The organism is Chromohalobacter sp. HP20-39, assembly GCF_033052815.1.
Taxonomy (GTDB): Bacteria; Pseudomonadota; Gammaproteobacteria; order Pseudomonadales; family Halomonadaceae; genus Chromohalobacter.
Genome location: NZ_JAWHTP010000007.1, coordinates 1 through 13,948 on the forward strand (window position 1 = coordinate 1; position 13,948 = coordinate 13,948).

Here is a 13,948-nt window from a genome sequence, read left to right on the forward strand (position 1 = left end):
TGCGATGATGAAGGAATGGCAGACCAAGCGTCCTGAGTTATTTACCAAGCGGGTAGTCAATCACACGGGACCCGACACCTAGTTTAATTGACCCTGAACAGGTGTTTGATGACGGCCTCTTTTGAGGCCGTTTTTGTGTGTGGCCGTAGCATGATCGCTACGACGGGTCTTGGCGCGCGTGTGGGAGAGGCCGGCGAGACGCATCGGCGAGTTATGCCCCCAGGATTTTGTAACGACAGCGATAGCTATATAGGGTGTGTGTTCATTTCGTGTCGAACGTTGATGCTGGCGATGGGCCTCGGCGCTTCGACAATGCCTAACAATCTGCCTTACAACTTCAATATGACGGGGTGATCGAATTGAGCAACCAGCTACTGACCGGACGCAGCTCCCTGATGTTCAGCACGGCCCTGGCCGCTTTGCTGCTGGCAACGCCGTCCTTGTCGGCCAGTGAGGCCGAGCAGGACGAGTCGGCCGGCAAGCACGGGCCGGAAACCATCGCCAACCAGTTCGTGTTCGGCTCCGGCAAGGAGTGTCCCCATGAGCCGTACTGCCTGCCCGCGCTCGAGGAAGAGTACGGCTTGCACTTCGCCGACTTCGTGGTCACCGACCCCGGTGGGCCGCGCACACGAGAGGCGCTTCTGAACGGAGACATCCAGATCGGCGTGCTCTTCACCACCAATGGGTATCTTGCCACTGACCGCTTCGTCTTGCTGGAGGATGACCGTCACGCCCAACCGGCGGAGAACATCATCCCGGTGGCCCACCAGTCCATCGCCGACGCCTATCCCGGGCTCGGTAAGGTACTCAATCCGCTCAGCGCAGACCTGACGACCCCGGAGCTGGCCGAGATGAATCGGCGCTTCGCGCTCGACGGGGTGGCGGCGGAGACCATCGCCCGGGAGTGGCTGCAGGAGCACGGAGCGCCCGCGCCTTCGGAGAGTGCGCCGACAAAAGAGGGCCCCACCATCGTGGTCGGCTCTGGTAACTTCGCCGAGAGCATCATCCTGGCGGAAATGTACCACCAGGCGCTTGATCAGGCGGGATACCCGACCCGGCATCGGCGGGAAATCGGCAACCGCGCCACTTATCTGCCCCTGCTCGAAAGTGGCGAGATCGACCTGTTTCCGGAATACACCGGCAGTCTGGGTGGCTGGCTGAACACGCTCGCCGACACGAGCGGACAACCCCTATCGGCATTGCTGCCCGAACACGACCTGGTGGGCTTCAAGCCAGCCCCTGCGCAAGACAAGAACGGCTTCGTGGTTACCGCCGAGACCGCGCAGCGCTACGATCTTGAAAAGATCAGCGATCTGGCGAAGCCCGCTCCCTGAAGCCCGCTTCCTGAAGTTTGCATACTATGGAAACGCTGCATAAAGCCCGCCGCAGCGCCCTGGCGTCACGATAGGGCGTTGCGTCAATAGCCACGTTCACCGGCAATTGGTCAACGCGGCCGAGGCGTGGCGCCCACCCAGGTTGTGATAATACATTAGTGGGATCGAATTTATTCGTGATAGTCTCTGTCGCAGGCGCCCGTAACGCAGTAGGCTTTCAGGATCGAGACAGGAGCACGCATGGCGAGTCAACACCACGATACCGGCTACAAGGAGCTGTTCAGCCACCCGGAGTTCGTGCAGCAGTTGATCGAAGGCTTTGCACCTGCCGAGATTGCCGCGCTGATGGACTTCACGACGCTCAGGCAGCACAACGGCCATTACATCACGCCGATGTTCGAAGAGAAGATCGAGGATGTGGTGTGGTCGGTTGAGGTGACGTGGGACGGGGTGATGCAAGAAGTGTATTTGTACATCTTGCTTGACAAATTCATCGGGAATGAATTTGGGCGCACTTCAGTGCGCCCGAAGGGTGGGCGCCATGGATGGCGCACATCTGTTTCAGTCGTCGGTGGATCGCACCATGCCGATCCGTCTGATGCACTACGTCGCCTGCTTCTACAGCGAGCTACTCAAGCAGAAGGTCACCACGCCCCGCCTAGGCCTGCCGCCGGTGTTTCCGGTGGTGCTCTACAATGGCTTGGACCGTTGGGCGGCGCCGTTGGATGTCTATCGCATGATCGCCCCGGAACCCCCGAGTTTTCTGCAGGTCTATCAACCACACCTGCGCTATTACCTGGTCGACGAAGGGCGCTATACTGACCAAGAGTTGGGATTGGTACAGACGCCGCTGAGTGGGGTGTTCAGTGTCGAGAAGGCATCCAAGGATCGCCGGAGTCTCCAGCAAGCCGTGGACCGGATCGTGGCGATCATCCAGGCTGATCCGAACAAGAACCGTATCGACACGATCATTACCCGCTGGTTGAAGCGCCACCTTCAACGACTCGGGGCCGAGGTCGACCTGGATCGGCTCAACAGTTTGGTGGAGGATAAAGATATGTTGGCAGAAAATTTGCGGACCTGGGCCGAGAAAGAGCGGCAAGAAGGGCGTCAGGAAGGGCGTCAGGAAGGCGAACAACGGGGCATCGAGAAGACCGCCCGCAACCTGATCAAGCTGGGTGTACTCAGTGATGAACAGATCGCCGAGGCCACGGGGCTGACGGTGGCCGACGTGGAAGGACTGCGCGAGCAAGGCACGCCCTAATCGCGCGACGCTCGCGTTAATATAATCGCGACTGAAGTCCCTCCTACAAGAGCATCCACCCAGGTTGTGAATGGATATTAGTGGAAGCGAATTTATTCGCGATATTCTCCTGTCATCAGATACCCGCAACGCGGTAGGCTTTCTGGATCGAGACAGGAGCGCGTATGGCGAGTTACTCGACCCCTCCAATGATTACGAGTTGCGCCTCGATGATAAGCATTGACCTATCCCGGCTTTTGATCATGAACTGTGTTTTAAACGGCTCCTTTTGGGGCCGTTGTCGTTTGTGGCCGGGGGATGAGCGTGATCATACTTGTCTGGCGAGGCTTTTCATCTTCCTGTTGGGGCGCCTTGGCGTCACGATAGGGCGTTATGCAAAGCGAAATGGGGCTCGGCATTGATGTTCAAGCGTATTCTGGTGGTGTGTACGGGCAATATCTGTCGTAGCCCGGTGGCGGCGGCGCTGTTGCAGCGGCAGTATCCTGAACGAACGATCACCACGGCGGGACTTGGCGCACGGGTGGGCGAAGGCGTCGAGGCGCATTCCCGTGCGTTGGCGGAGGCCGAGCAGCCCGAGATCGCCAAGGCGCTCAAGGCGCATTCGGCACGCCAGATCGATGAAACGATGCTGCGTGAGGCGGACCTTGTCCTGGTGATGACGGAGCGCCAACGCCGTGCGGTGGGGGAGTTGTTACCCTCGGCGTTGGGCAAGACCATGCTGTTCGGGCGCTGGCTGGCCAACCCGGAAATCTCCGACCCCTATGGCAAGAGCGACGAGGCGTTTACTCACGTACACCGGCAATTGGTCAACGCGGCCGAGGCATGGGCGGGAAAGTTGTAGCGTTGGTTTAAACTAATGTGGTGATGTATGAACAGCGGCCCCTTTATGGGGCCGTTGGCGTTTGTGGGGTGGGATGTGGTTACGCCGTTAGCCCTCCGCCATGAGCCCGTCGTCGAGTTCGAAAGTGGTGAGGGTGTTGAGTGTGGCGTTCTTGCGGTTGCCGTGCCCGATGAGCGCTGCTTGCGGTGGGCGCTGATGAGTACGTATCGCGGGAATGTTGGTGGCTTGGCCGGTGTTCTCGAAGGTGCAGTCGCGGAAGGTGAGGTAGTTGCTTTCCTTGGCCAGGAAGACCCCCGGCGCGGCATCGAGGGTGATCATGTAGCCGTGTTCGGTCAGGTTTTTCTTGAAGTGACATGTTTCGAAGCGCACTACATGCCGGGAATTGCGCTTGTCGCTGTTGTGCAGGTAGAGGTGCCCGCCGCCGGGGGTGAAGTCGAATTGGCAGTGCCGGTAGCGATGCTGCTGCGTGGTCTCGAAGATATCAAAGCGCGGCACGCCGTCGCCGAGCCGGCAGGTATCTACGTCGAGCGCGTCGAAGGCTTTGACCCAGCCGGAGGGGATCTCGCAGTCGTGCAGGGTGATGCGCTCGGCGGGGACATGAAAGAGCCGTGCGTGAGTGTCGGTCAATGTGAAATCGTGCAGGTGCGATTGCCCGATCAGCTTGAAGCCCACGGCGGTGGGTTTGTCGGTAACGCCGTGTCGGCTCTGAAAGTGGGCGAGCTGCAGTGCGCCTTTGAAGCCGTCTGCGGCGACGACCGACGCGTAGCTGGCCCGAATGCTCTCATGGCGGCGTGGATAGAAGGTTTGCCAGGTTTCATCGAGATGGCGGATGTCGATATGCCCGTCGCCTGTGAGCGATAGTGTGTTACCGCTGCGTCGGCTGCCACGCAGGAACGTGGTGAATCGTTGTCCCGTGAGTCGGCTGGCTGCGAGGTCCATCTCGATGCAGAAGCCCCTGGCGACGTCGCGTGCCAGGCAGTCGTCGACGGTATGGCGTACGGGAATGCCGTGCAAGTCGCTGAGTAGGTACCCATCGCCCGTGGTTTCGGCGATGCAGCCGCGCAGGGTGAAGTGGCCGATACCCAGTGTAGGAATACGTCCGGTGGTGGCGACGAAGCCGTGATGCGTCGTATTGCGTGAGCGGCAATTGATAAAACGCACGTCGTGGCTGTTTTCGGCCCAGAAGCCGGCGTTGTACTCGTCATCTCCGTAATCGATGCTGGCGTGGTGGCCGTTTTCGGCGAGACAGTCGATGAAGTCGATGCGCTCGCTGAGGATGTGCTCCGGGCTTTCGCCGTAAGTGTCGGAGACGAAGCCGATACGCGTGAAGTCACGCGCCTGGCAGCGTTCGACGATGCCGTCGTGGGCGTCGACGATAAAGATACCGTCGCCGTAGTTGCCGCGCGCATGCTCGGCGATGACATCGCGGAGCACGAAATTGCGTGCTCCAACGCGGAGGCAGGCAAGGGGAGAGCGGCGGCATACGAGGTCGTGGGCGGTGACGTCGTGGCCCATGAGGTCCAGTGGCAGGCAGCCGGTAAAGGCGTCGTGATTGGAGGCGCTCCAATGGGCGGGGTCGTCACTGACATTGCCATCCAGTGTCATGCCGGAGAGGGTGGCGCCATCATCGATCTCCACCAGTGAACCTCGAGCGTCACCGGTATAACGAATGGTCGTACGCGTGACGCCCGCCCCGGTCACGCGGATGCCTGTGAAGCGTAACCCCGTACCCGATGAGGCGAAGTCGCCCTCGGGGAAGATGACATCGCGCTGCTGGGTACTGGCGACCTGGGCCAGTTGCTTCAAGGCGGGATACTGGTCGCTGCCGTCGCCGCGTGCGCCAAACATGGCCGGCGTCAGCGTGTCGTCGAGGCGTCTCAGAAAGCGTCCTCCGGCTTGGTCGTGAGCACGAAAACAAGTGCCGCCGTCTTCGGCGCGTTGTTCATTGGCGTACCAGATGAAGCTTCCCCCGCCGAGTGTTCCCCCCGCGTGGAAACTGGCCACCTCGACGCGTTGCCCATCATGGAGGTGGGCAACGTCCAGCGCCTGCATGTCGGCGATGGAATCGGCATGCACAGCCTGCGCTCCCCCCGGGATTGTTTGCCCCTTCTTTTCTCTTTTTTCTATGTCTGCTGCGTTTTTTTCCATGCCCATAGTGTGAGCCGGCAATAGACCGGAGGCGGTCAGTACGACGCCGCCGTGGAGTAGGCGAACCAAAAGTCGTCTTCTCGAAGTATTCATATCATCCCCCTAACGTGAGGCCTAGCGTAGAGGAGGTTGTGTTGCGCGATAAGGTGAAATATTTCCCATCGGGAAGCGTATTTTTCTCATTTTTAATTATTCTGGTTATTTTTGTTATCTTTATGACGATGAGATTGTAATTATTTGTCATCTGTGATGGTTTTTTTGATATGAAATCATGGTGGCGTTTTGAGTATAAGGTGCGACTGAGAATTGACCTACGAATTTTGCGATTTTTAGCATTAGTAATATGGGGCATGTTTACCACTAAAACCGTCTGGCTTTGAATGTGGACGCTTTGTAACTTGTTTGGCGAAAACCCGGTTATTTGATGCCCTTTAATGGGCGGTACGGGACACTGATAAAGGTGGCGTCAATCATGTTCAATAAGCATAAAGTCTTCGAGAAGCTTGATCGTTCGGCATGGGTGGGGAGCGAGTCGTTACTGTCGAGTAGCGATGCATTCGATACGCGTTACGAGCGGCGCCATTCACGTTGGTATGAGCAGTGCCTGATGGGGACACCTTTGCACTTCGTCGTGGGGTTGCCGCTGGTTGTGATGGTGCCGCCTTTGATGGTGCATGGCGGGGGCTTCTGGCGCAGCATGGCGCCGGGGCTCGCCACCACGCTATGGGCGGTGGGGGCGGCGTTTCTGGTCACGCTTTTCTTCTTGCGCCGCATGACGCGTTTCCCCGGTACGCAGGCCTCAATGTTCGCCGTGCCGCTGGTCAGCATGGTGTTCGTGGGGGCCTGGGCACTTCTGTTGGGTATCGAGCGTTTGGACACGCGTGTTTTGTGGGGGGGCTACGCTGCGAGCCTGGTGTGGTTTTTTATCGGCTACGCCGCGGTGCAGCGCTTTCGGCGGCCGCGTTTTGCGGTGGTGCCGTTGGGTGACGCGCGCCATCTTGGCGAGCTCGAAGGCGGCGAACTGTACCGTCTCGATGTGCCGCGCCTGGGGGCGCAGCGTATCGACGGCATCGTTGCGGATCTGCGCAGCGACGCCCTCAATCACGAGTGGATACACTTTTTGACCAAGTGCATGCTGCATGGGATCCCGGTGTATCAACTTAAGCAGCTCGACGAGTCACGCACCGGGCGTGTCAAGTTGGAACATCTCGCGGATACGGAGCTGTCCTCGTTGTTGCCGTCGCCGCTGTATAGCGCCTGCAAGCGCGGCCTGGATCTATGCGGCGCGTTGCTGTTGTTGCCGCTGTTGGCGCCGATCATGCTGGCCACGGCTTGGGCCATACGCCATGACAGCCCAGGGCCGGTGCTGTTCGTGCAGCGTCGTATGGGCCATCGCGGCGTGCCGTTTCGCATCTACAAATTCCGCAGCATGTACTGCGATATCAAGGGCAAAGAGTTCGTCTCCGGTGAGGACGACCCGCGTATCACGCCAGTGGGCAAGATCATTCGCAAGTACCGCCTGGATGAACTCCCGCAGCTATTCAATGTGCTCAAGGGTGACATGAGCTTCATTGGCCCCCGCCCCGAGCCTGTGGATCTCTCGCAGTGGTACGAGCAGGACATACCGCTTTTCAGCTACCGGCGTGTCGTCAAACCGGGGATTTCGGGCTGGGCTCAAGTCGAGCAGGGCTATGCGGCGGAGGTCGATGACATGGCCATCAAGCTGCAATACGACTTCTATTACATCAAGCATTTCTCGCTATGGCTCGATGTGCTGATTCTTCTGCGTACGTTGAAAACGATCGGCACTGGGTTTGGGGCACGTTGAGGCGCGTCCGCGTTGACTATTGAGTTGAAGCATGGCGTATGTCGCCCCCGTCTTTGTGCGGGGGCGCTTTATTCTATGCGTTTAAGTTTAAGGGTTAGTTTATCGTGCTCCTGTAGGTTGATTTCTCACATCGGGTGGATGAGTTTTCTGATTAAAAGGCGCGATTTAGTAACGAGTAAAATCCAATGTAAACATTGTGTGAATTCAGTCTATGAAACGTTACACAGCGCATAGAATGAAATTCGCAAGCAGATAAGAATGTAACCAAGGAAAGCTGCGCGTAATTCAAAAGGTGCGTAATTAAATGATTGCGTAACGCGAGACATACGTGCCGCAGGATATAAGCAAGATAGGTATTTGAAAGTTAGTGGTTATGGCCCGGGAGATGTGGTGTCGCTCCAGGGCGGTAGCGTGGGTAAAAGAATCTTAAGCCCTAACAAAATGACGAGTGAGGGAATCGGCATGACTGTAAGCCGCATGGAATATCGTTCGGGGTGGAGAAAGCCGCTGCTGGGGCTTTCTTTGGTGGTGGCTCTGTCGGGCTGTGCGTTCGCGCCCGGTAGCCATATGGGATACGACACGCAGGGGGAAAATCTTTCCGATAATATCGAGATCAAACCGATTACGCCGAGTCTGGTCAAGACGCTGGCCGCAACAGAAGATGAGTTGCGCGATTCGTTGTTCGATTACAGCGAAAATGCCGTCCCCGAGAGCGATCTCGATTATGACTACCTGATAGGACGCGGCGATATTCTCAGTGTGGTGGTATATGACCATCCTGAACTGACGATTCCCGCCGGGAGTGAGCGTAGCGCCGAGGAGTCGGGCAATGTGGTGCATTCGGACGGCACCATCTTCTATCCCTATATCGGCCAGGTAGACGTCGCGGGACGGACGGTGCGTGATGTTCGCGAGGAAATTCAGCGCCGCTTGCAGGGCTACATCGCACAGCCCCAGGTGGATGTGAAAGTCGCTGCCTTCAATGCTCAGAAGGCCTACGTCACGGGGCAGGTCGAGCAGGCCGGCGCGCAGCCCATCACCAACGTGCCGCTGCGGGTACTGGATGCACTCAGTAGCGTGGGCGGTCTTACCCAGGGTGGGGATTGGCACAATGTCGTGCTGACGCGTAACGGCGAAGAGATGCATCTCTCGGTGTACGACATGCTGGTCAATGGCCATATGGGGCAAAACTTGTTGCTGCAGGATGGCGACGTATTGCATGTGCCGGTGGTCGGCAATCAGCAGGTTTATGTGATGGGTGAAGTCAACGCGCCGGCGGCTGTGCCGATGCCCAATACGCGCTTCTCGCTGACCAATGCCTTGGCCCAGGCCGGCGGTATCAACGAGAACAGCGCCGATGCCTCGGGTATCTTCGTGATTCGCCGCAACCACGATGTCGATAGCGATACCTTCGCCACCGTCTATCAGCTCAACGCCAATAACGCGATCTCCTTCGCGCTGGGGGCGGAGTTCATCCTGCAGCCTACCGATGTGGTGTATGTCACTGCCGCCCCGATCGCGCGCTGGAACCGCGTCATCAGCCAGATTCTGCCGAGTGTGACGGCGATCTACGAGCTGACGCAGGCCACGCGTGACATCCAGGACATCGACGACAACTTATAAGCCGTCATTGTCTCGAGCCCCGACACCGCTGCCGACCAATACAATTGGCTCGATACGGTGCCGGGTCTTGGACCCACATTCTCATGGAGTGGGAATTCTATGAATCTCAATGTACCGGCCCCGCAAGCGACTAAAACCTCCGATGATATGGAGTTGGGTCGCATTCTGGGTTTATTGTTCGATGCCAAGGGGTTAATGATCAGTTTGATCGTGCTGTTCGCGCTCGTGGGGACGGCGTATGCCTACTTCGCGACGCCGATATTCCGGGCCGATTCGCTGGTGCAGGTGGAAACCAAGACCCCTCAGAATCCATTGGCGGATGCGACAGCCGCCGCCATGATGCCGCAGTTACCGCCGTCGCGTGCCGAAATGCAGATCATGCAATCGCGCATGGTACTGGGGCAAGCGGTGGGCATTCTCAATCTGGATCTTCGTGTTGAGCCGGTGCGCCTGCCGGTCATCGGCAACTTTCTGAAACGTCATCACATCGCTGCGCCCGCGTTCGCGCAGGACTGGGGCTATGCCTGGGCGGACGACAGTATCGAGTTGGCGTCGATGCCGGTCGACGATGCTTATCTTGGCCACACGTTCATCCTCGAGGTACTCGATGAGCAGCGCTATGCCTTGCACTATCGCGGCGAGCGTCTGGGTGAGGGGCGCGTCGGTGAGGTGTCTTATTTCCTGGGTAAAGCGGTGGGCGTCGAAGTGGCATCGATCTCGGCTTCGCCGGGCGCGACCTTCGAGCTAGCGCATGAGCAACGCGTGGTCGCTGTCGACATGCTGCGCGACAACTTCGGCGTGGCTGAACAAGGCAACGGCACGGGCATTATTGCCTGGAGCCTGACCGATCCTTCGCCTGCATTGGCTGCGCGGATATTGACGACCATCGGCGATATCTACGTCACGCAGAATATCCAGCGTCAGTCCGAAGAGGCGCGCAAGAGCCTTGAGTTTCTAAATAAGCAGGTCCCCGCCGTGCGGGATAAACTTGTCGATGCCGAGCAGCAACTCAACGCCTATCGCTCGGAACACGATAGCGTGGATATTTCCATGGAAACCAAGTCGGTGCTAGACCGCGTGGTCAATCTGGAAAGCCAGCTTAATGAACTCGAGTTTTCCGAAGCGGAGATTTCTCGTCGTTTCACGCCGAGCCACCCGACCTATGCCGCCTTGCTGGAGAAGAAAGCGCAGCTCAAGAACGAGTTGAGCGCCCTGGAAGAGCGTATCAACGGTATGCCGGAGACCCAGCAGGAGGTCTTGCGCATGCAGCGTGATGTCTCGGTCAACCAGGAAATCTATGTGCAACTGCGTAACAAGGTGCAGGAGATGCAGATCGCCGAGGCGAGCACGGTAGGCAACGTGCGGGTACTCGATGAGGCGGCTGCGTTTCCGCGCCCGGTGGCGCCCAACAAGCTCATGATCATCGCTCTGGCGACGATACTGGGCGCCGTATTCGCGGTGGCGGTGGTGATGCTGCGGGCAATGTTCAATCGCGGCCTGGAAAGCCCCGATCAGCTCGAACAACTGGGCCTGCCTGTCTATGCCATCGTGCCCAAGTCGGATGACCAGAACAAACTCAATCGGCGTATTCGTCGTGGCAGCCGTTCGCAGAGCGTGCCGGCGGGGTTGCTGGCCTGGCATCGGCCACTGGATGTGTCTATCGAAGCGTTGCGCAGCCTGCGTACCAGCCTGCATTTCGCGATGCTCGATAGCACCGACAATCGCTTGATGATCACCGGGCCGAGCCCCGGGGTGGGCAAGAGCTTCATTGCGGCCAACCTGGCGGCGGTGTGTGCCCAGAACGGACAGCGCGTGTTGGTGATCGACGGCGACATGCGCAAGGGGCAGATGCACAAGATCTTCAAGGGGTCCTCCGAGGATGGCTTGAGCGAAGTGCTGGCCGGCCGCCATAGCCTGGCAGAGATGGTGCGCGTGGTAGAGAGTGTCGATGGCCTCGAGTACTTGGCGCGCGGCGTGGTGCCGCCCAATGCTTCGGAACTGTTGGCGTCGTCGCGTTTCACCGAGTTGCTGGCCACGGCCAGCGAGCGTTACGACCTGGTGATCGTCGACTCGCCGCCGGTGCTGGCGGTGACCGATGCCACGGTCATCGGTAAGCGCGTGGGCACGACGCTGATGGTGGCACGCTTCCAGGTCAACCCGCCCAAGGAAGTCGAGCTGGCCATGCGTCGCCTGGATACCGGTGGGGTACGCGTCAAGGGCGCGATTCTCAACGGCTTGGAGCGCAAGGCGGCCACGGCGTACACCTATGGTTATTACAACTATTCCTATCACTGACCTCACCATGCGTACCGTTAACCGGTCTTACGTCGCCATAGCGCGCGCTAGACGCGTTCGAGGAGTGAACCTTGCTGATTCGCTATACCGCTTATTACGGCTTGGCGCGCGGTGTGCCGGGGCTACTGAACTTCCTGGCCATCGCGATCTATACCCGGATGTTGTCGCCCAGCGACTACGGGATCTACGCCTTGGTGGTGGTCTGGGTGGGGTTGGTCAATGTGGTGTGCTTCCAGTGGATTCGCCTCTCATTGTTGCGGTTCTTTCCGGCCAACATGGACGATCCACGGCGCCTATTGAGCACGCTGTTGCTGGCGTATACCAGCGTGGCGCTCATCACTGGCGTGGTGGGCGTGGGGGTGTTGCTGGCGGTGAGCGACCCCGCGCTGCAGTCGTTGGTGCTGATCGCCGTGCCGTTGATCTGGGTGCAGGCCGGGTTCGAACTGAGCCTGGAGCTGATGCGCAGCCAGCTCAATCCGTTGCGTTATGGCTTGATGGCAGGGGTGCGGGCGGTCATCGCGTTGGGACTCGGCGTGCTGTTGATCACCTGGGGCTTTGGGTCTTTTGGGCCCCTGTTGGCAATGCTGGTGGGGATGCTCGCGGCCGTGCTGGTGCTGGGGGCGTCGCTGTGGCGGGAGGCACGCCCGTCGCTGGCACTAGTGCCGGCGTTGAAGCCATTGCTGGTCTATGGGTTGCCGTTAACTGCGACCTTCGCCCTGGAGTTCGTGGTCTCGAGTTCCGATCGCTTTCTGCTGGCGTGGATGCTGGGCAACGACGCGGTGGGCATCTATACGGCGGGCTACGATCTGGTCGCGCATGTCATCAACCTCCTGCTGGTGACGGTCAATCTGGCGGCGTATCCCTTGGTGGTGCGCGCGCTCGAGCATCACGGTCGCGAGGCGGCGCGGGAACAGTTGGACCGCAACGGCAGCATGCTGCTCTTGATTGCGATACCGGTGACGCTGGGCTTTATCGTGCTGGCGCCGCAGATCGTCGCGTTGATGTTGGGCGAGGCGTTCCATGCTGGCGCGACGCAGCTGGTGCCGTGGGTCGCCTTGGCCATCTTCATGTGCTGCATCCGTGCCTTTCACTTCGATCTGGCCTTTCAGCTAAGCGAAAAGACGCTTTATCAAGTGTGGATCAACGGTGGTGCGGCGTTGGTCAATGTGGCGCTCAATCTGCTGTTCATTCCGGCCTTAGGCCTGGTGGGCGCGGCGTACGCCACGCTAATCGCGTATGGCGTGGCGCTGGCGCTGAGCATATTGCTGGGGCGACGTTTGTTCGCGATCTCCCTGGTCACGCGGGACAACCTCAAGATTCTATTATGCGGCGCCATCATGGTGGCGTGCCTGTGGCCACTGCGTGAGGCGAGTGGGGCGCTGGCCCTGGCCGAGCAAGTGCTGTGGGGAGCGGCAGTTTATACCGTTAGCGCATTTTCGATGAACGTGGCGAATGTACGCGAGTGGGTGTTCGCCAAGCGATGGACGGCCAAATGAAAGATGACGATAAGCGCATTGCGGTGTTTTTGCCTTCGTTAGTGGGAGGGGGCGCGGAACGGGTGATGGTGACGCTCGCCAATGGGTTCGCTGCACGCGGTGTGCCGGTGGATCTCGTCGTGGTTGCGGCCAAGGGTGCGTATCTGGCGGATGTCTCGCCACAAGTGCGTTTGGTGGAGCTCGGTGCTTCGCGCGTGCTGTTCAGCTTGCCGGCGCTGGTGCGCTACCTGCGTCGCGAACGCCCGCACGCCTTACTCTCGGCACTCAACCACGCCAACATTATTGCGCTGTGGGCGCGCAAGCTGTCGGGGGCCAAGACTCGGCTGGTGGTCTCGGAGCGCAATACGCTGTCGCACGATATGTCGAGTGATCGCTTCGAGCGGCTGGTGCCGTGGTTGATGCGCCTGAGCTATCCCTCGGCGGACGCTATCGTCGCGGTTTCTGGTGGGGTGGCGGATGATCTGGCGCAGACGGTGCGCTTGCCCCGTGAGCGCATCGATGTCGTCTATAACCCTATCAATTCGAATCTACCTCAACTTAGCGAGGCGCCGGTCGTGCATCCTTGGCTGGCCGATGGCGAGCCACCGGTCATCGTCGCGGCGGGGCGGCTGACTGTGCAGAAGGATTTCGCGACCCTGATCGAGGCCTTCGCCGAAGTACGCAAGACACATACGGCGCGGCTGGTGATTCTCGGCGAGGGCGAACTGCGCTCGGTGCTGGAGGCGCGCATCGCCGAATTGGGTATCGGCGATGACGTGGCGTTGCCGGGCTTTGTCGATAACCCCTATCCGTGGATGCGTCAGGCGTCGCTGTTCGTGTTGTCGTCGGCGTGGGAAGGTTTTTGCAACGTGCTGGCCGAGGCCATGGCCTGCGGTACGCCGGTGGTGAGTACCGATTGTCCCAGTGGTTCGGCGGAGATCCTCGAAGATGGCAAGTGGGGGCGGCTGGTGCCGGTGGGCGATGCTCCGGCGTTGGCGCGGGCCATCGCTGCGACGCTCAACGATGAAACGCATCCCGATGTTCGCCACCGGGCGCTTAGTTTCGACCTTCATCAGGCACTGCATGGCTATCTGCATGCACTACGCGTGACCATGCCGAAGGAGCGACGTTTTGGGTAGC

Annotated in this window: 9 protein-coding genes and 1 pseudogene; 9 read left to right on the top strand and 1 reads right to left on the bottom strand. The window is 59.3% G+C overall.

Translation table 11 applies throughout. The features are described from left to right. Positions 1-359: 359 nt before the first annotated feature. The 4 genes and pseudogenes from RVY79_RS13405 (at position 360) to RVY79_RS13420 (ending at position 3,439) form a co-directional block, all read left to right on the top strand. Positions 360-1,334, top strand: a complete 975-nt coding sequence (locus RVY79_RS13405) for a glycine betaine ABC transporter substrate-binding protein (RefSeq protein ID WP_317464788.1) — start codon at positions 360-362, stop codon at positions 1,332-1,334. Between the two features lie 240 nt (positions 1,335-1,574). Next, positions 1,575-1,757 (top strand): annotated as a pseudogene (locus RVY79_RS13410) (Rpn family recombination-promoting nuclease/putative transposase); the annotation flags it as partial. 118 nt (positions 1,758-1,875) lie between these two features. Beyond that, positions 1,876-2,598: an Rpn family recombination-promoting nuclease/putative transposase gene (locus RVY79_RS13415; RefSeq protein WP_317464789.1), complete on the top strand. Its 723-nt coding sequence runs from the start codon at positions 1,876-1,878 to the stop codon at positions 2,596-2,598. Positions 2,599-2,998: 400 nt separating this feature from the next. Continuing rightward, entirely contained in the window at positions 2,999-3,439 is a 441-nt protein-coding gene (locus RVY79_RS13420; RefSeq protein WP_317464791.1) for a low molecular weight protein-tyrosine-phosphatase, read from the top strand. An 87-nt stretch (positions 3,440-3,526) separates the two neighbouring features. On the opposite strand, the gene RVY79_RS13425 is transcribed toward RVY79_RS13420, so the two are convergent. Next, positions 3,527-5,515 carry a right-handed parallel beta-helix repeat-containing protein gene (locus RVY79_RS13425; protein WP_317464792.1) on the bottom strand — a complete coding sequence of 663 codons (1,989 nt, stop codon included), beginning with the start codon at positions 5,513-5,515 and terminating at the stop codon, positions 3,527-3,529. 544 nt (positions 5,516-6,059) lie between these two features. On the opposite strand from RVY79_RS13425, the gene RVY79_RS13430 reads away from it, so the two are divergent. The 5 genes from RVY79_RS13430 (at position 6,060) to RVY79_RS13450 (ending at position 13,947) form a co-directional block, all read left to right on the top strand. Continuing rightward, the gene (locus RVY79_RS13430; RefSeq protein ID WP_317464793.1) at positions 6,060-7,415 is read left to right on the top strand and encodes an exopolysaccharide biosynthesis polyprenyl glycosylphosphotransferase; all 1,356 of its coding nucleotides are present in this window, start codon (positions 6,060-6,062) and stop codon (positions 7,413-7,415) included. Positions 7,416-7,877: 462 nt separating this feature from the next. Continuing rightward, a complete protein-coding gene (locus RVY79_RS13435) occupies positions 7,878-9,038 on the top strand; it encodes a polysaccharide export protein (RefSeq protein WP_317464794.1) in 1,161 nt (386 codons plus the stop codon). A 99-nt stretch (positions 9,039-9,137) separates the two neighbouring features. Further along, positions 9,138-11,333: a polysaccharide biosynthesis tyrosine autokinase gene (locus RVY79_RS13440; protein ID WP_317464795.1), complete on the top strand. Its 2,196-nt coding sequence runs from the start codon at positions 9,138-9,140 to the stop codon at positions 11,331-11,333. Positions 11,334-11,404: 71 nt separating this feature from the next. Then, positions 11,405-12,829, top strand: coding sequence for an oligosaccharide flippase family protein (locus tag RVY79_RS13445; RefSeq protein WP_317464796.1), 1,425 nt, complete (start codon positions 11,405-11,407; stop codon positions 12,827-12,829). Beyond that, positions 12,826-13,947 carry a glycosyltransferase gene (locus tag RVY79_RS13450; RefSeq protein ID WP_317464797.1) on the top strand — a complete coding sequence of 374 codons (1,122 nt, stop codon included), beginning with the start codon at positions 12,826-12,828 and terminating at the stop codon, positions 13,945-13,947. Before RVY79_RS13445 ends, RVY79_RS13450 begins: the two co-directional genes overlap by 4 nt. The last annotated feature ends 1 nt before the right edge of the window (position 13,948 follow it).

Bases quoted from the DNA above. Each gene is read 5' to 3' on its own strand.
- RVY79_RS13415 (WP_317464789.1), top strand. From the start codon at position 1,876: ATGGATGGCGCACATCTGTTTCAGTCGTCGGTGGATCGCACCATGCCG.
- RVY79_RS13430 (WP_317464793.1), top strand. From the start codon at position 6,060: ATGTTCAATAAGCATAAAGTCTTCGAGAAGCTTGATCGTTCGGCATGG.
- RVY79_RS13435 (WP_317464794.1), top strand. From the start codon at position 7,878: ATGACTGTAAGCCGCATGGAATATCGTTCGGGGTGGAGAAAGCCGCTG.
- RVY79_RS13440 (WP_317464795.1), top strand. From the start codon at position 9,138: ATGAATCTCAATGTACCGGCCCCGCAAGCGACTAAAACCTCCGATGAT.
- RVY79_RS13450 (WP_317464797.1), top strand. From the start codon at position 12,826: ATGAAAGATGACGATAAGCGCATTGCGGTGTTTTTGCCTTCGTTAGTG.
- RVY79_RS13420 (WP_317464791.1), top strand. From the start codon at position 2,999: ATGTTCAAGCGTATTCTGGTGGTGTGTACGGGCAATATCTGTCGTAGC.